Source organism: Mesorhizobium sp. 8, assembly GCF_006351905.1.
Lineage (GTDB): Bacteria > Pseudomonadota > Alphaproteobacteria > Rhizobiales > Rhizobiaceae > Mesorhizobium > Mesorhizobium composti.
Genome location: NZ_CP040914.1, coordinates 2356342 through 2373052 on the forward strand (window position 1 = coordinate 2356342; position 16711 = coordinate 2373052).

The 16711-nt window shown below is 63.8% G+C and carries 15 protein-coding genes; 7 read left to right on the plus strand and 8 right to left on the minus strand.

Translation table 11 applies throughout. The annotated features are described in order from the left end of the window. Positions 1-7: 7 nt before the first annotated feature. The 4 genes from FGU64_RS11380 to FGU64_RS11395 form a co-directional block, all read right to left on the minus strand. Complete coding sequence (locus FGU64_RS11380; protein ID WP_139953391.1) at positions 8-1651, minus strand: AMP-binding protein; 1644 nt, start codon at positions 1649-1651, stop codon at positions 8-10. 70 nt (positions 1652-1721) lie between these two features. Then, on the minus strand, positions 1722-2342 hold the full coding sequence (locus FGU64_RS11385) for a 2'-5' RNA ligase family protein (RefSeq protein WP_139953392.1): 621 nt from the start codon (positions 2340-2342) through the stop codon (positions 1722-1724). A 214-nt stretch (positions 2343-2556) separates the two neighbouring features. Beyond that, a complete protein-coding gene (locus tag FGU64_RS11390; protein ID WP_246671305.1) occupies positions 2557-4287 on the minus strand; it encodes an NADPH-dependent assimilatory sulfite reductase hemoprotein subunit in 1731 nt (576 codons plus the stop codon). 10 nt (positions 4288-4297) lie between these two features. After that, positions 4298-6133 (minus strand): assimilatory sulfite reductase (NADPH) flavoprotein subunit, encoded by a 1836-nt coding sequence (locus tag FGU64_RS11395; protein ID WP_139953393.1) that lies wholly within the window; start codon positions 6131-6133, stop codon positions 4298-4300. A gap of 368 nt (positions 6134-6501) precedes the next feature. On the opposite strand from FGU64_RS11395, the gene FGU64_RS11400 reads away from it, so the two are divergent. Next, a complete protein-coding gene (locus FGU64_RS11400; protein WP_139953394.1) occupies positions 6502-6810 on the plus strand; it encodes a hypothetical protein in 309 nt (102 codons plus the stop codon). A 388-nt stretch (positions 6811-7198) separates the two neighbouring features. Here FGU64_RS11400 and FGU64_RS11405 read toward each other — a convergent pair whose 3' ends face one another. After that, a complete protein-coding gene (locus FGU64_RS11405) occupies positions 7199-8038 on the minus strand; it encodes a LysR family transcriptional regulator (RefSeq protein WP_139953395.1) in 840 nt (279 codons plus the stop codon). 66 nt (positions 8039-8104) lie between these two features. Between FGU64_RS11405 and FGU64_RS11410 the strand changes: the two genes are divergently transcribed. From FGU64_RS11410 to FGU64_RS11420, 3 genes are all read left to right on the plus strand, one after another. Next, positions 8105-8812 carry a 5-formyltetrahydrofolate cyclo-ligase gene (locus FGU64_RS11410; protein WP_246671306.1) on the plus strand — a complete coding sequence of 236 codons (708 nt, stop codon included), beginning with the start codon at positions 8105-8107 and terminating at the stop codon, positions 8810-8812. Positions 8813-8899: 87 nt separating this feature from the next. Next, entirely contained in the window at positions 8900-10504 is a 1605-nt protein-coding gene (gene ctaD / locus FGU64_RS11415; protein WP_139953396.1) for a cytochrome c oxidase subunit I, read from the plus strand. 206 nt (positions 10505-10710) lie between these two features. Further along, positions 10711-11103 (plus strand): GFA family protein, encoded by a 393-nt coding sequence (locus FGU64_RS11420; protein ID WP_139953397.1) that lies wholly within the window; start codon positions 10711-10713, stop codon positions 11101-11103. Between the two features lie 473 nt (positions 11104-11576). Here FGU64_RS11420 and FGU64_RS23290 read toward each other — a convergent pair whose 3' ends face one another. Next, a complete protein-coding gene (locus FGU64_RS23290) occupies positions 11577-11735 on the minus strand; it encodes a hypothetical protein (protein ID WP_180375683.1) in 159 nt (52 codons plus the stop codon). Between the two features lie 986 nt (positions 11736-12721). Between FGU64_RS23290 and FGU64_RS11425 the strand changes: the two genes are divergently transcribed. Continuing rightward, entirely contained in the window at positions 12722-13174 is a 453-nt protein-coding gene (locus tag FGU64_RS11425; RefSeq protein ID WP_139953398.1) for a YdeI/OmpD-associated family protein, read from the plus strand. A 105-nt stretch (positions 13175-13279) separates the two neighbouring features. Here FGU64_RS11425 and FGU64_RS11430 read toward each other — a convergent pair whose 3' ends face one another. Next, a complete protein-coding gene (locus FGU64_RS11430) occupies positions 13280-13699 on the minus strand; it encodes an ACT domain-containing protein (protein WP_246671307.1) in 420 nt (139 codons plus the stop codon). Then, positions 13696-14190 (minus strand): GNAT family N-acetyltransferase, encoded by a 495-nt coding sequence (locus FGU64_RS11435; protein WP_139953399.1) that lies wholly within the window; start codon positions 14188-14190, stop codon positions 13696-13698. The genes FGU64_RS11430 and FGU64_RS11435 overlap by 4 nt, the downstream gene beginning before the upstream one ends. Positions 14191-14489: 299 nt before the next feature. Here FGU64_RS11435 and asnB point away from each other — a divergent pair, with 299 nt between their 5' ends. After that, the gene (gene asnB, locus FGU64_RS11440) at positions 14490-16427 is read left to right on the plus strand and encodes an asparagine synthase (glutamine-hydrolyzing) (RefSeq protein ID WP_139953400.1); all 1938 of its coding nucleotides are present in this window, start codon (positions 14490-14492) and stop codon (positions 16425-16427) included. A gap of 20 nt (positions 16428-16447) precedes the next feature. Continuing rightward, positions 16448-16708: an acyl carrier protein gene (locus FGU64_RS11445; RefSeq protein ID WP_136359864.1), complete on the plus strand. Its 261-nt coding sequence runs from the start codon at positions 16448-16450 to the stop codon at positions 16706-16708. Positions 16709-16711: the final 3 nt, after the last annotated feature.

Consider the following 16711-nt stretch of genomic DNA (forward strand, 5'->3'; position numbering starts at 1 on the left):
ATAAAACTTATTTATCTTTCGACGCCGCGCGCAGTTCGACGCGTCGGATCTTTCCCGAAATTGTCTTCGGCAGCGCCTCGACGAACTCGATCTCGCGCGGATATTTGTAGGGCGCCGTCTCCCTGCGGCAGAAATCCTGGATATCCTTCACCAGTTCGTCCGAAGGCGTGAATCCCTTGGCGAGCACGACATAGGCCTTGACGATCTCGCCGCGCGTAGCGTCCGGCTTGCCGATCACGGCGCTTTCAGCCACCGCGTCGTGCACCAGCAGCGCGCTTTCCACCTCGAAGGGGCTGATGCGGTAGCCGGCCGAGGAGATCAGGTCGTCCGAGCGGCCGACGAACCACAGATAGCCGTCCCTGTCGCGCCGCGCCGTGTCGCCGGTATAGTACCAGCCGTTGCGGAAGGGTTTCGTGTCGAGCCTGCCGCCGGCCTCGTAATAGCCGTGGAACAGGCCGGGCGGCCACGGATCGGTGACCCTGACGCCGATATGGCCGACCTCCTCGTCGGGCATCCGCTTGCCGTCGTCGTCGACCACGTCGACGTCGAAGCCCGGAACCGGCTTGCCCATCGAGCCGGGGCGCACCTCCTCGCCGGGAAAATTGGCGACGATGTTGATCGTCTCGGTCTGGCCGTAGCCGTCGGCGATCACCGTGCCGGTCGCCTTCTTCCAGATGCGCATGACTTCCGGGTTGAGCGGCTCGCCGGCGCCGAGCGAGCGCCGCAGCGAGGAAAGATCATATTGCGAAAGATCCTGCTGCGCGAACAGGCGGTAGACCGTCGGCGGCGCGCAGAAAGTCGTAACCTTCAGCTTACCGATAAGATTGAGGTGCATTTCGGCGTTGAAGGCTGTCGGGCCGTCATAGAGCACGCAGGGCGTGCCGAGCACCATCTGCGGGAACAATATGCCCCAGGCGGCCTTGGCCCAGCCGGTATCGGTGAGCGACCAGTGCACGTCGGAGGGCCGCAGGTCCTGCCAGAACAGGCCCGTCGCCGCATGCGCCAGCGCATAGCCATGGTCGCGCGGCACCATCTTCGGCATCGAAGTGGTGCCGGAAGTGAAATAGGCCATCATCATGTCGCTGGCATGCGTTGTGGGAAGCGCCGCGCGGTCGAGGACGGGCGAGGCGTCCGCCAGCAACGCCTCCAGCGACAGCCAGCCGTCGCGCTCGCCGCCGACGACGATGAAATGCTTCAGCGTCGGGCAGGCGGCGCGGATGGCGTCGACCTTCTCGCAATGCTCGGGCGCGACGATCGCCAGCGTCGCCCTAGCGTGGTTGGCCCGGTATTCGATGTCGTGGGCGGTCAACAGGTTGGTGCCCGGCATCGACACCACGCCAGCCTTCATGCAGCCGAACAGCACCGTGTACCATTCGGGCACGCGGCCGGCGATGACCACGGCGAAATCGCCCGGCCTGGCGCCCAGCGACCGCAAGGCGTTGGCGAAGCGGTTCGACTGCTCGGCAAACCACGAGAACGGCAGGTGCCGCACCGTCTCGCCGTCGCGCGACACGGCGATGATCGCCGTGCGGTCGTCGCGCGCGGCCCAGTCGTCGATGACGTCGAAGGCGAAATTGAACCCTTCCGGAACGACAGGGTGAAAGTTCCGGCGCGCATCGGCATAGGTCCGGTCGACCGACGAAAAATCCATGGCATTGTCCTCCCAGCGACACCGGCAACCTTTTAGCGCAGCGGACTTTATGCAGCCATGGAACCAAAGGCTAGTGCGGGGACACGGGGCCTTCCGAAGAAGGATCATTGTTCGGCCAAGAGCCAAGCACGTTGTACTTCGTCAGACCCCGCTCACTGTGAATCAGATGGAAACGATCGGCTCGGAAGCGGATCGGCTCGATATCCACAGGGCGAATGGCGCGAGCACTGTAAAATAGCGTCATATGCGGCGTCACCAATTCCCCCACCTTCAACCCCTCCTGACGCAGGCGTCCGAAAAGCATGTTGCCAAGTTCTCGAAGCTCCTTGCTTTCAGCAAGCAAAACCGTCGGTCGCCGATCTGGCCGGAAACCGGGAAAAGTCACGGCACGGTAAAGGACAACCTCGAACGATGGCAGGTCAATACGCTCGGCCGCGCGCGTGACCGCAAAGGACACATAACTCGGAATGCGGATATAGTTTCCTATGCCACACAGGGAGATGTGGAATCTTTTTATCGGAATTCCTTTCGCGAAAATCCCGTTGTCGCGCTTGATCCATTCCCGGCATTGAGCGATCTCCGGTCCGGCCCCGCCATCACCGATGCAGGTAAAGACGTACTCAGGTCGCTTTGGACGGCGAGGGTCCAGAGGCTCGATAAAATCGAAGGCGGATTGATCAGAATCAGACATCGTCGTGCTTCCTTGCGAAAACCGACCCTGTCCCGGTGGTGAATTTAGAACAAACAAGGAACAAAAGTAAAGAGAAAAGCCGATGCCGGCTTCCAACCGCAGAGGGCGCGCACCCTGCCCCCTTGCGGGGAGGGGTTAGGGGTGGGGGTATCGAATGCGGATACCTATCAGAATTGTCGCCCCTGACGCGTGACCAGCGGCGCTACCGTTCCCCTCAATCGTTGAAGAACCGGCCTTCCTTCACTTCTGCTACGTGGCCGGCGCGGATGGCGAAGTCGCCGAAGCGTTCGCCCGGCTTCCGGTTGTGCGCGAAATCGCCGATCACCTTGCTCAGGTGATCGAGGATCGCCGGCTCGGCGACGTTCTCCAGCACCATCTTGTTGAGCCGCTGGCCGTGGAAGCCGCCGCCGAGATAGAGGTTGTACTTGCCCGGCGCGCGCCCCGTCAGCGCGATCTCGGCGATGTAGGGCCGCGCGCAGCCGTTCGGGCAGCCGGTCATGCGGATGGTGATCGGCTCTTGCGAAAGCCCGTGCTCAGCCAGGATCGTGTCGATCTTGGTAACCAGCGAGGGCAGGTAGCGCTCGCTCTCGGCCATGGCGAGCCCGCAGGTCGGAAACGCCACGCAGGCCATGGAATTGAGGCGAAGCCCGCTGGCATTGTTCAGCGTGTCGAGCCTGTATTGTTTCAGCAGCGCCTCGATCGCCGGCCGGTCGCCCGGCTCGATATCGGCGATGATGAGGTTCTGGTTCGGCGTGACGCGGAACATGCCCTTGTGCACTTGCGCAATCGCCCGCAGCCCGTCGAACAGCGCGAGATCAGGAAAATTGCTGACGCGGCCGTTCTGGATGAACAGCGTATAGTGCTCGCGCCCGTCCTCGCCGCGCTGCCAGCCGATCGGATCGCCGTTGGAGGTGAAATTGTAGGGTTTCGCCGGCTCCAGCGCAAAACCCAGCCGGGCTTCGATCTCGCTCTTGATGAAATCGAGGCCCTTGTCGTCCACCGTATATTTGAAGCGAGCGCGGCTGCGCTCGACGCGGTCGCCATAGTCGCGCTGCACCGTCATAACGGCGTCGCAGGTCTCGATAACCTTGTCCTTCGCAATGTAGCCGATGACGCTGGCGAGCCTGGGATAGGTCTTCGGCGCGTTGTCCGTGCGGCCCATGCCGCCGCCGATGGCGACGTTGAAGCCTTTCAGTTCCTTGCCTTCGGTGACGGCGATGAAGCCGAGATCCTGCGCATAGACGTCGATGTCGTTGATCGGCGGGATGACGAAGCCGATCTTGAATTTTCGCGGCATGTAGGTCTTGCCGTAGAGCGGCTCTTCCGGCTCGCCGGTCGATGCCGCGCGCTCCTCGCCGTACCAGATCTCGCGATAGGCGCCGGTCTTGGGGATGGCGTGGTCGCTTGCCGCCTTGGCCAGCGCGTAGACCTCGGCGTGCAGGGCCGACAGTTGCGGGTTGATCGAGGCCATGACGCCACGCGCATCGTCGCCGCAGGCCGCCTTGGTGTCGAGCAGCACGTCGTGCAGGCCCTGCATGAGAGCACGCAGGTTCTTCTTGTGCACGTAGTGGAACTGGAAGGTCTGGCGGGTCGTCAGCCGCAACGTGTTGTTGGCGTAGGCGCGGCCGAGCGCGTCGAGCTTCAGCCACTGGCTGGACGACAACACGCCGCCCGGCAGGCGCACGCGCGCCATGAAGCGATAGGCCGGCTCCAGCTTCTGGCGGCGGCGCTCGTCGCGAATGTCGCGGTCGTCCTGCTGGTAGACGCCGTGGAACTTCATCAGCTTGATGTCGTCGCCCGGCACGGCCGCCGTCAGTTCCACTTCCAGCCCGGCGGCGATGGTGCCGCGCAGCTGGTCGCTGTTGGCCTTCATCGTCTCGTCGGGGCTGAGCTTCTCCAGCGGCTGCGAGATGTCGCGGCTGCGGTCGACTTCAATCGTGGTCACGGGCTTTGTCTCAATAAACGTCGATCTGGTAGCGGTGGGAGGCTTGCAGCGCGCCGATGTATTCTGCGGCCGCCTCCCGGCTTTTCGCGCCCTGCTCGGCGACAACGGCGACGAGCGCCTTCTGCACGTCCGGCGCCAGCTTGGCACCGTCGCCGCAGACATAGATGTGCGCGCCGTCCTCAAGCCAGGCATAGACCTCGCGCGCCTCGGCGGCGATGCGGTGCTGGACGTAGACCTTTTCAGCGCCGTCGCGCGAGAAGGCGACGTTCATGCGCGTCAGCACCTCGTCCTTGAGGAAGCCCTGCCATTCGGTCTGGTAGAGGAAATCGCTGTCGAAGTTGCGCTCGCCGAAGAACAGCCAGGATTTGCCGGCGGCACCGCGCGCCTCGCGCTCCTGCAGGAAGGCGCGGTAGGGCGCGACGCCGGTGCCGGCGCCGATCATGATGATCGGCACGTCGTCGCCCGGCAGGCGGAAATGCGGATTGGCCTGCACATAGACCGGCAGCTCGGCGTCGAGGTCGCAACGGTCGGCGAGATGGCCCGAGGCGACGCCGCTGCGCGCCATGCCGTTCAAGTCATAGCGCACGGTGCTGACCGTCAGGTGCACTTCGTCCGGCGCGAGACCCTGGCTGGAGGCGATGGAATAGAGGCGCGGCTGCAATGGCCTGAGGCCGGCGGTGAAGCTTGCCGCGTCGACGCCCGGCACGGGGAAGCGCCTGACGATGTCGATGACGTGATTGCCTTCGAGGAAGGCCCGGCGCGCTTCGGCGGCGGCCTCGCCGCGCAGCGCCTGGAGCTCGCCGGCGCCGGAGAGTTCGGCCCACTGGTCGAGGAAGCGCGGCGTCGCGGCGGTGATCTCAAACGTTGCGCCCAGCGCCTCGCCCAAGGACACCGAACGGTCCTTGACCGCAATGATAGCGGTTGCATCAAGGCCGAGCGTGCCGAGCAGGGAGTCCACCAGCACGGGATCGTTGCGCGGCACGATGCCCAGCGCGTCGCCCGGCTCGAAGGACAGGCCCGAACCCTCGATCGACAGTTCGACGTGGCGCGTCTCCTTGCTGGAGCCGCGACCGGTGAGCAGAAGGTTCTCCGTCACCGTCGCGGTGAACGGATTGCGCTTGTCGAAAGCGGAAACGGCGGCGGTCGAGGATTGCGGGGCCGCGACCGTGGCCGGCACGGCGCTTGCCTTGGCAGGCGCAAGATCGTCCGCGATTGCCGCGATCCAGCCGGCGGACGGCTCATCGTAATCGACGTCGCAATCGACGCGCTCGCGGATGCGGGTTGCGCCGAGCTCGGCCAGCCGCTCATCCAGCCGCTTGCCGGCACCGCAGAAGAACTCGTAGGTGGAATCGCCCAGCGCCAGCACGGAATAACGCACGCCCTCCAGGCGCGGCGCCTTGCGGCCCTCGACGAACTCAAAGAAGCCGGCGGCCGAGCGCGGCGGCTCGCCCTCGCCATGGGTGGAGGCGAGGATCAGAAGGTCCTGCTCCTCCTTCAGCCGGCGCGGCTTGTAGTCGGCCATGTCGGCGACGGTCGGCTCGATGCCCTTGGCGCGGGCGGCGGCGGCGAGCGCCTTCGCCAAGGCTGCGCTGTTGCCCGTCTCGGAACCGTAGAGGATGGTCAGCGTGCGCGTGACAACCGCAGCAGGCGCGGCAACCGCCCTGACGCCGCCGTCCTGAAGGAGCGCGGGGGCCTCGGCGCCGAAACCGCGCGCGGCATGATCGAGGCCGGCGAAGTAGCCGCTCAGCCACAGCGCCTGGCCGGGCCTGAGCGAGGTGGCAAGCGCGCCGATCTGGTTCCACTGATCGACATTCAGTCCCGGTCCCGGAAACTCCAAAGCTGTCATGGCGACGACTTCCAACGTCTCGTTTGCAAGCTGCGTAATGCCTGTCCCGAAGTGCGGAAAACGGCCTTTTCGGGATGCTGACAGGGCACGTTTGCCGCGTGCGAAGGGACGCTGACAAATGAATGATATTGCTAGATAGATGCAATAAAATTGCTGGAAAGCCGATCCTAGACGATCATTCCAAGGACCCGCAAAACGGCGACGGCTTTGTTCTTTCAGCAAAAAGACAGGCAACAGGAATGTTGCGGCAAAAAAATTTCGTGCACAGCCCGGTTTCGCGGCGAAACTGGCCGTTTTCGGTCGCTCTTGCGCTCGTCCGGTGAAAAAAGAGAGCGTAATCCCTCAGACGCAAGCGAGATGGAATGGCCATGGTAAGACGCAGATCGGGAACCGGCAGAGCGGCCGATGGCGACGGCACAGAGGGCAGCAGGCAGGCACCGGCCGCACCGGCCACCGCGATCGGGTGGAGCGACCTTTCGGCCGATGAGCAGACCGCCCTGAAGCGCCTCAACCGCGGCCCCTATCAGGGTCTCGACGCCGCCACTGCCGAACGGCTGCTGGCGCTGGGTCTCGTGGCCAGGCGCCCCGCCGGCATCGGCATCAGCCGCGCCGGGCGGGAACTGGTGATCTCCACCCTGCTCGCCGCGCGTGAAGGTGGTTCCGGCGACGGCGGCTGACGTCGACGGCCTGATTTCGGCTGACGGCACCACCCCTCATCCTCAGACAGATACCCCTTCCCACCAACGGCGGGGTGATCACGAATGACGCAAAGCCCCCCTCTCCGTCTCGGCTTCGCCGAGCCACCTCTCCCCCACTTCGTGAGGGGAGAGGATGGGTGCCAAGCCTTGCGGCCGGCCTATCCTCTCCACCCGGAACGGGGGGAGAGGTGGCTCGGCGAAGCCGAGACGGAGAGGGGGGCGAACTGCGCGATGGCTCAGCCACAAACGAAGAAAAGAAAGCTCTCGCCGAACGTCGCTAATTAGGACAGCCGTGTTAGCCGTGGCCAATCCCTTCCGGCAGGGCAACGAAGTGCTGCGCCATCAACGGTCGCGGCCATTCAGCCCGCTACGTCATCACCTCGGCCAGCCCCCGCAGCGACTCCCTGATATCCTCCCGCTCCTGCGCCGTTTCGGCATAGACCGCATAGACCGGATAGGTGAAGTCGGGCGCGCCTTCGACCAGTTCGAGTTCGCCGGCGGCGATGTGAGGGGCGGCCATGCCCTTGCGGAAATAGCCCATGCCACCGACGCGCAGGATGTAGTTCAGCCCCAGCGGCCCGAGCCCCACCATCAGGCCCGGCTCGCCGAAGCCGCGCACGCCCTCCTCGTGCCGGGCGGCGAACTGCGGCCCCCAGTCGACCTGGACATAGGCCTCCTCATCGTCGATCGGCCTGGAGGTGCTTCTGACCAGCACGAGCTGCTCTTCCTGCAGCAGCTTGACGGTGAAGCCCGGCAGGAGTTTCGGGGCGTAGAGCACGGCAATGTCGAGGATGCCGGTGCGCAACTGTTCCAGAAGCTGGTCGGGAACGCCGACCTGCGCCTGGATCGCGACATGCGGCAGGGCCTTGCGCATCCACACCAGCCAGTCAAGCAGCAGCGGGTTCCACAGGCTGAGCTCGCCGCCCAGCGCCACGATACTGGATCGGCCGGCCGGAATAGCGAGTTGGTGCCTGGCCCGCTCCCAGAGCTGGACCATGGATTGCGCATAGGGCTGGAACTCGCGCCCGGCCGCAGTCAGTTGCGCGCCGTTGCGGTTGCGCACGAACAGCTTTCGCCCCAGCTCGTCCTCGAGCGTGCGGATGCGGGCGCTCACCGTCGTCTGCGTCACATGCAGCCGCTCAGCAGCGTTCAGGAAGCTGCCGGAATGGATGATCTCCAGGAACGTCCGGGCTCGCTCGACATCCATGAAGCGCCTCTTTTCAATGCAACAATTTTGCAGTCATACAGCATTTAATTCCGTTTGCCTTCCGTTTTGAGCGGCTGCACGGTCGTCCGTGAAAAAGCGTGTGAAGGAACGAGAAACGGGCATGTCTCAACAAGGCCGGCTATCGGGCGGAGGCGGCGAGACGATCGCCGCCCCGGTTCCGGTCCACGATGCCGGTTCCGCATCCGTGGCCGAACCGCCGGAGCGCTGGGCAGACGTCTCGCGCTGGCGCAACGGCGAACGGCGGCGGTTGCTGGCGCAGCGCCTTGCCCTCGATGTCGAGGATCGCAAATACCGGGCGCAACGCATCGCCAGCCTGCTCGACCTGACGATCAGCCGCTTCAGCGGCCGTGTCGTCGGCGCCTACTGGCCGTTTCGCGGCGAACCGGACCTGCGCGACTGGACGATCAGGGTCATCGAGCGCGGCGGCCGCATCGCCTGCCCGTCGTCATCCAGAAGGGATGGCCGCTGGAATACCGCATCTGGTCGCCGGGCGACCCGCTCGAGCACGGCGCCGCCAACATCCTGTCGCCGGCGCGCGGCCCGGCCGTCCGGCCCGACATCGTCATCGCCCCCGTCGTCGGCTTCGACACGGCCCATTACCGCCTCGGCTATGGCGGCGGCTTCTTCGACCGCACGCTGGCCACCATGCCGCGCAAGCCGGTCGTCATCGGCGTCGGCTACCGCGAGGCCGAGATGGCGACCATCCACCCGCAACCGCACGACATACCCATGGACGTCGTCTTGACGGACTGAAAACAAAAAAGCAGGCCGGTTCCGCCTGACGACTTAGCGCCGCCCGACATCGAACCGCGACCTGCCAGACAAAGGACAGGTGCCACGATGCCCGACGCAACCGCCACCCACGACACGCCTCACGACCACAAGCCGTCCTTCTTCGCGCGCTGGTTCTATTCGACCAACCACAAGGACATCGGCACGCTCTACCTGATCTTCTCGATGATGGCGGGCATCCTGGGCACCGGCCTATCGGTGGCGCTCAGGGCCGAGCTTCAGGAACCCGGCCTGCAGATATTCATGGATCCTTCGTCCTACAACGTCGTGGTCAGCGCGCACGGCCTGGTGATGATCTTCTTCGTGCTGATGCCGGCCCTGATCGGCGGCTTCGGCAACTGGTTCGTGCCGATCATGATCGGCGCGCCGGACATGGCCTTCCCGCGCATGAACAACATCTCGTTCTGGCTGCTGGTGGCCTCCTTCATCCTGTTCCTGACGTCTCTCTTCGTGCCGGGCGCGGCCGGCAGCTTGGGCCACAGCGGCGGCTGGACGCTCTATCCGCCCTATTCGACGACGGGCCAGCCGGGGCCGGCCGTGGACCTCGTCATCCTGTCGATCCACCTGTCGGGCGCCTCCTCCATCCTCGGTGCCATCAACTTCATCACCACCATCCTGAACATGCGCGCGCCGGGCATGACCATCCACAAGATGCCGCTGTTCGCCTGGGCGCTGCTGGTCACTGCCTTCATGCTTCTGTTCTCGCTGCCGGTGCTTGCCGGCGCCATCACCATGCTGTTGACCGACCGCAACTTCGGCACGTCCTTCTTCACGCCCGAGTTCGGCGGCGACCCGGTGCTCTACCAGCACCTGTTCTGGTTCTTCGGCCACCCCGAGGTGTACATCATGATCCTGCCGGGCTTCGGCATCGTCAGCCATGTCATCTCGACCTTCTCGAAGAAGCCGATCTTCGGCTACCTCGGCATGGCCTACGCCATGGTGGCGATCTGCGTTATCGGCTTCGTCGTGTGGGCGCACCACATGTTCACCGTCGGCCTTTCGGTCGACACCCAGCGCTACTTCGCCTTCGCCTCGATGGTGATCGCGGTGCCGACCGGCGTGAAGGTGTTCTCGTGGATCGCCACCATGTGGGGCGGCTCCATCACCTTCAAGACGCCGATGCTGTGGGCGGTCGGCTTCGTGCTGCTGTTCACCATCGGCGGCGTCACCGGCGTGCAGCTCGCCAACCCCGGCCTCGACCGCTCGATGCAGGACACCTATTATGTCGTCGCCCACTTCCATTACGTGCTGTCGCTGGGCGCCGCCTTCGCCATCTTCGCCGGCTTCTACTACTGGTTCCCGAAGATGACCGGCTACATGTACAACGAGACGCTGGGCAGGCTGCATTTCTGGATCACGTTCATCGGCGTCAACCTGGTGTTCTTCCCGCAGCATTTCCTCGGTCTCGCCGGCATGCCGCGCCGCTACGCCGACTATCCCGACGCCTTCGCGGGCTGGAACTTCATCTCCTCGATCGGCTCCTACATTTCCGCCGCCGGCCTGGTGCTGTTCTTCGTCATGATCGCGGAAGCCTTCGCCCGCAAGCGCATCGCGCTCGCCAATCCCTGGGGCGAAGGGGCGACGACGCTGGAATGGACCCTTTCGTCACCGCCGCCTTACCATCAGTTCGAGAAGCTGCCTCGCATCGGCTGAGCCGTCAGCGAAGCAGACCTGCCTTCCCTCAGACTGGGCGGGTGCCGCAGCGCACCCGCTCTTTTTTGTCCGCACCGGCCTCCAGATGCAACCCAACCCGCCCGGCTCCTCGCCCTGGAAGCAACCTTCGCTCCCTCCCGCGAAAAATTGCCAGACCGGCATCCTTGTCGTAACCATGGCCGCAGGTCATTTCACGAGGCTTCGACATGGATCGTTTCACCGGCGGCTGCCTGTGCGGCAACGTCCGATTTGTGGCAACGGGGCGGCCGTATCGGGTCGGCCTCTGCCATTGTCTCGACTGCCGCAAGCATCACGGCGCGCTTTTCCACGCATCCGCGATCTTTCCGCAGGAGGCGGTGACGATCGAGGGTGAGACGGGCAGCTATGCCGGCCGGTCCTTCTGCCCTCGCTGCGGCTCGCCGGTCTTCGGACGAAGCGGCGACGAGGTGGAAGTGAACCTCGGCTCCCTGGACGCCACCGACCAGTTCAAACCGACCTACGAGCTCTGGACCATCCGCCGCGAGTCCTGGCTGCCGCCCTTCCCGCTCAAGAGGCGCTATGAGCGCGACCGCGATGAATCGAGGCGCTCCGAGGATTGAGGAACGGTCGAGGCGATCGAGGCGGCGGAGATATAGGCTTCACAAAAGCTGAACCGGCCGGCTGGCGGTCGCGTGCCGCCGTAGCCCTGACTTCTTTGCGCTTTCCGCAAACAATACGCCCGCTCCGGTTCGCCGGGGCGGGCTTTTATCGCTTAAGTGCTTCCGGTACGAGGCGCCTGTTCACAATCACAATGGCAGGCCGAGGCTAAAGCCTTAATATCCACCACCTGCGCCACCCATGCCACCGTTCCCGCCGTTTGTCGTTTGTACCGAGGGCTGCTTCGCTCCGTCGTTCATGGTGTTGCAACCGGCAACTCCCATAAGGATGAAGAACAAGACCGCAACTGTCATATGTCCGCGCATCGGGTAGTCTCCGTCGTTGGAAGCCTCCCGTCGGACAATAACAACGCAGCACCTTGTTTTATTCCATCACGAAGCCAGCCGTGCCAAAAAAGATGCGGTAGGCATGCAGCTCAATAAGCATTCCTGCTTGATGCGACGGCGAGCATCGTTGCCAGTATCCCCGCAGAAGCGAGGAACGCGATGGGAAGCAGTACCGGCACAAAGCCGAAGGTAGCTATCGCCGCGACGAATGCCGCCAGCACCACCACAATCGCGATTGCTTTTCCCATTCCATCCTCTCTTCGTTCTTACTTATCGCAGCGCCAAAGACCCTACCGCCTCGCCAATCACGAAGGCCAGCCAAATATGCGAACTTTGTTGAGCGTGAGCGATTATACCGCATCCATGCGAACGACGGCATACAATACGGATACGGACAAGACGCAAAAAAGGCCGGCGCGCCACCCCTGACCCTCGCCGACCTTCGCATTCCGTTTTTCGCGGCACGCATGAATGCAGTGCTCCCGGCGCAGGGGAATAGCAAGTGCGGCTGATTGGGTCGTCAATCAATAAAAGGGAGTGTTGCCGGCGCGCTACAGCGCCTTCAGAGGGAACGGGCGCCGTTCCCAACGAACAGCGTTGCCTGAGATTTCCGCCCGCCGCTCGCCCGAAGCGTAGGTGCATGGTTGACATGCCACGCAAGGTAGATTCCGGCCAGCCAAAGAATGCCACGAATGGTTGCAACGGCCAAGAAAACGCCCGCACAGAGGCGGGCGAGGTAGTTGGAGGTCGTTCACGGACTATTCTACATGGAAACAATCCGTGCACAAGCCGAAAGGTTTGCGGGCACCAAACGTTGACTTGGCTCCCTGCACGGCCGCATCATCGGGACGGTGCCGACGAGGGGGCGACAGCCATCAACCCGCAGAAGATCAATAGCCTCTCCAGGCAATTGAGGTAAGCGCGCGCAAGACGCTGCATGAATGACGAAAAGCCGGCGTCGTCAGGCTTGCGCCCGCAATCATAGGGCCACCACGCAATTCTTCGGTTGGTTGCATCAGGGTTGACAAATCCATAACTGCAAAGTTATTGGATAAACCAATCACCAACGGGTTATGAATTTGATGCCCACAAGTCCCGATATGCTGTTTGCGACGCTTGCCGATTCGATCAGACGCGGCCTCTTCGAACGCCTGTCGGGAAGGGCGAGAGCCCCACTATAGCGCTCGCCCTGCCGTACTGGCACGGTTGGATTAACGTTGCAGGTGATTGTCAGATGAAATTCCGGGCACAAGTCATTCCTTCCGGCAATGCGACAGGCGTCGAGGTGCCTGACGACGTTATGCAGGCGCTCGGGCCTGCGGGCCGCCCACCCGTGACGATCACGATCAACGGGCACACCTGGCGCAGCAGGGTGGCGGCAATGCGCGGGCAGCGGCTTATAGGGATCAGTGCCGCCAATCGCGCCGCCGCCAGGATCAGTGAAGGCGATATCGTCGAAATCGATGTCGAACCGGACGAGGCGCCGCGGGAAGTTGCCGAGCCCGCCGACCTCGCGGACGCGCTCAATGATTGTCCGCAAGCCAGGGCGTCTTTCGACCGTCTGCCGTTCGGGCTTCGGCAAAAACACGTCAGAACGATTGAGGAAGCCAAAAGCGCGGAAGTTCGGGAACGGCGCATCGGCAAACTGATTGCCGCTCTCAAAGACGCGCCTTCACGCAAAGTCTGATGGTCTACGGCACGGATTTGCTTTGTGGTGCCTCACCGACAATCCGGAGTTCGCCATCCGACATCGATACGGCCACGGCGCCGCATAAACTCAACGAGCAAACAGTCAATCAATGAACCGATGACCCGCCGCAGTGAGCAGGTCACGCGCCCTGCGGCTCTCAGCCGCCGGGACGAGGAGATGCTCTCCGTCGAATGTGCAGAGAACGAAAATCCCGATGCCATGACTGGAAAGCGGAGAAATCAGCGACTGCACAACTCCAGTGGTCTGAAAATCGAACGGCCCGATGGTGCGCAAGCATATCCAATCTCGCTCGGCCTCCACCTCCGTTGGAACGCGCTCCTGATCGCATACGATCGTAAGTTCATCATCCGCCCGGATCATGGCTGACAAACCTGGCCCGGAGGCCCATCCGGGGAGTGCGGCATCGGCAGGCATGCGAGCCACGGCATATTGACCTGGGACAAGCCGAAGCTTCAGGGATAGTCGATTATTTGCCAAGGCGCTCTTCTTCCTGTTGGTCAAGGTTTTCGCAATTGCATTCCGAAAGACAGTCCCCCCGTGCGGTTCTTCACTTCCGTGCCAGGTACGCGCCAAAAGCCGACGCGCTCATAGAGCCGAATAGCGGGGTTCGAATCCCGGACATTAAGGCACAGGCCAACCCCGCGGCGTTCGGCTTCAAGAATAAGCTCTCCCAACAGCGCTTCGCCGATACCTTTGCCGCGCATGGTCAAGCCAACGCCTATGGATACCTCAGGAGTTCGATCATCGACAAAGAAGGCTGGCTCTTCGTGCAACGCAAACTGGCGCGCCCATGCCGCTCCGGCCGGCCGCCCATTCATTTCCGCAATATAGCCGAAATCGCATTCCCGCTTCCAATCGGCAAGATGGACTGCAACGGCTGGAATGCCCCTCGCTGTAGCCGCATCAGGCTCGTATGCCGCCACGGCAAGGAACGCCCATAGGTCGTCAAGATCTTCCGTTCGTGCAGGTCGAAGTAAAATCAATGGCATCATCCTGTGTGCGGATTTCTTTCCTCGGTCAGGTTCGGGGAAACCGTCTCGATGGCATCGCGCGTATTATCAGCAGTCGGCCTTGATGAACATTCGACGTTGCGAACGATCGCATCCAACGCGGGCTCGGTAACCGGTGACGGTAGTCGAGGATCGGCTCCTCCTGGATGCCATGATGCTTGACGGCCCTGACACGGCCTGATGCTCAACCGACCATTTACCATTCCGGCATTCGGGCAAGATCGGTAACGCAAGATTTCAGCCGACGCCTTATGCTCGGCTGGATCTGCGGGGCGAGTTGCATGTGCGGATTTGTCGGGTATTTCGGCCCAGTGCGGGATGCGGAGCCGTTGCTTGAAAGCATGACGGCGGCGATCGCGCATCGCGGCCCTGACGCGCGCGGCCTTTTCGTCTCGCCGGAAGCGGGGCTCGGCCATGCGCGGCTCTCGATCGTCGGGCTCGACGACGGCCACCAGCCCATGACGGACGAGACGGGCGGCCTGACGCTCGCCTTCAACGGCGAGATCTTCAACTATGTCGAACTGCGCGAGGATTTGCGCGCAAGAGGCCGCCGCTTCCGCACGGCGAGCGACACCGAGGTCATCCTGCATCTCTACGACGAGATGGGCGAGGACTGCCTTTCCCTTCTCAACGGCGATTTCGCCTTCGCGCTGTGGGACGGGCGGCGCCGGCGCATGCTGCTGGCGCGCGACCGCATGGGCGTGCGCCCGCTGTTTCACGCCAGCAGCGGCGGGACGCTTTATTTCGCCTCCGAAATCAAGGCGCTGCTCCAAGTCCCCGGCATTTCCGCCCGGATCGACCCGATCTCACTCGACCAGATCTTCACTCTATGGGCGCCGCTGGCGCCGCGCACTGCCTTCGCCGACATCCAGGAACTGGAGCCAGGCTGTTTCATGAGCCTGGAACGGGGGCGCACCGCGACGAGGCGCTACTGGAGCCTCGACTTCCCGCCGTGCGACGCGCCGGCGCCGGGCGCGGACGAGACGGAGGCGGCCGCTGAGATCGGAGCGCTGCTCGCCGATGCCGTGAGGCTGCGCCTGCGCGCCGACGTGCTGGTCGGCGCCTATCTCTCCGGCGGCCTCGATTCCTCGCTCGTCTCGGCGCTCGCGGCCGGCATGGCACCACGGAAACTCGACACGTTCTCGGTCACCTTCGACAGCGCCGAGCACGACGAAAGCGCATTCCAGGCGCAGATGGCCGCCGCCCTCGGCACTCGTCACCACACCGTCGCCTGCGGGCCGGGCGACATCGCCCGCGACTTCCCCGAGGTGATCCGCTTCGCCGAGCGGCCGATCCTGCGCACCGCCCCCGCGCCTCTGTTCCGCCTGTCCGGCCTTGTCAGGGAAGCGGGCCTGAAGGTGGTGCTGACGGGCGAAGGCGCCGACGAGGTGTTCGCCGGCTACGACATCTTCAAGGAAGCGCGGGTGCGCCGCTTCTGCGCCCGCCAGCCGGGCTCGAACATCCGCGCCCATCTGTTCCGCAAACTCTATCCCTACCTGCCGGGCCTGAAGAAGCAGTCCGCGCAATATCTCGCCGCCTTCTTCGGCGCCGGCGACACGGCGCCCGACGATCCGCTCTATTCGCACCGTCCGCGCTTCAGGACGACCGCGGCAGCCAAGCTGTTCTTCTCCGACGATCTGCGATCCGCGCTGAAGGGCTACGACGCGGCCGAGGAAATGGCCGCTCGCCTGCCGCCGGCCTTCGCTGCATGGCATCCGCTGCATCAGGCGCAATATCTGGAAAGCCGCTTCCTGCTGCCGGGCTACATCCTTTCCAGCCAGGGCGACCGCATGGCGATGGCGCACGGCGTCGAGGGCCGCTTCCCGTTCCTCGACCACCGGCTGATCGAGCTTGCCGCGCGCCTGCCGCCCGAGACCAAGCTGAAGGGCCTGAGGGAAAAGCACATCTTGCGCGAGGCGGCCGCCGGCCTTTTGCCGCCGGCCATCGGCCAGCGCCCCAAGCAGCCCTACCGGGCACCCGAAAGCCGGTCGTTCACCGGATCGGGCGAGCACGAATACGTTCGCGAGTGCCTGAGCGAGCGCAGCATCGCCGAGGGCGGTCTTTTCAACCCGGCTTCCGTCGCCCGCCTGCACGCGAAATGCCGTGCGCAGCCGGTGACCGGATATCGCGACAACACGGCATTCGTCGGCATCCTGTCGACGCAATTGTGGCAGCGGACGTTCGCACGGCAGGGCCGGTCGATCGACCGGGCGGCCTGATCTTAGAAAGGAGCGGTGGAATGCAGGACATCAAGGACAGGGTGCGCAGCTTCGTGATCGAGAACTTCCTGTTCGGCGACACGTCGTACCCGCTGGCGGACGACGCCTCGCTGATCGAAAACGACATCGTCGATTCGACCGCCGTGCTCGAACTGGTCGCCTTCATCGAGGACAGTTTCGGAATCGTGCTGGCCGACGCCGACATCGTGCCGGCCAATCTCGATTCGCTGTCCCGCATCGCGGCCTTCGTCGGTGCCCGCGTCGGCGCGCAAGCCGCCTGACGC

Coding starts and splice junctions, on each gene's coding strand:
- FGU64_RS11395 (WP_139953393.1), bottom strand. CDS start 6,133: ATGACAGCTTTGGAGTTTCCGGGACCGGGACTGAATGTCGATCAGTGG.
- FGU64_RS11435 (WP_139953399.1), bottom strand. CDS start 14,190: ATGATGCCATTGATTTTACTTCGACCTGCACGAACGGAAGATCTTGAC.
- FGU64_RS11445 (WP_136359864.1), top strand. CDS start 16,448: ATGCAGGACATCAAGGACAGGGTGCGCAGCTTCGTGATCGAGAACTTC.
- FGU64_RS11420 (WP_139953397.1), top strand. CDS start 10,711: ATGGATCGTTTCACCGGCGGCTGCCTGTGCGGCAACGTCCGATTTGTG.
- FGU64_RS11380 (WP_139953391.1), bottom strand. CDS start 1,651: ATGGATTTTTCGTCGGTCGACCGGACCTATGCCGATGCGCGCCGGAAC.
- FGU64_RS11425 (WP_139953398.1), top strand. CDS start 12,722: ATGAAATTCCGGGCACAAGTCATTCCTTCCGGCAATGCGACAGGCGTC.
- FGU64_RS23290 (WP_180375683.1), bottom strand. CDS start 11,735: ATGGGAAAAGCAATCGCGATTGTGGTGGTGCTGGCGGCATTCGTCGCG.
- ctaD (WP_139953396.1), top strand. CDS start 8,900: ATGCCCGACGCAACCGCCACCCACGACACGCCTCACGACCACAAGCCG.
- FGU64_RS11385 (WP_139953392.1), bottom strand. CDS start 2,342: ATGTCTGATTCTGATCAATCCGCCTTCGATTTTATCGAGCCTCTGGAC.
- FGU64_RS11400 (WP_139953394.1), top strand. CDS start 6,502: ATGGTAAGACGCAGATCGGGAACCGGCAGAGCGGCCGATGGCGACGGC.
- FGU64_RS11405 (WP_139953395.1), bottom strand. CDS start 8,038: ATGGATGTCGAGCGAGCCCGGACGTTCCTGGAGATCATCCATTCCGGC.
- asnB (WP_139953400.1), top strand. CDS start 14,490: ATGTGCGGATTTGTCGGGTATTTCGGCCCAGTGCGGGATGCGGAGCCG.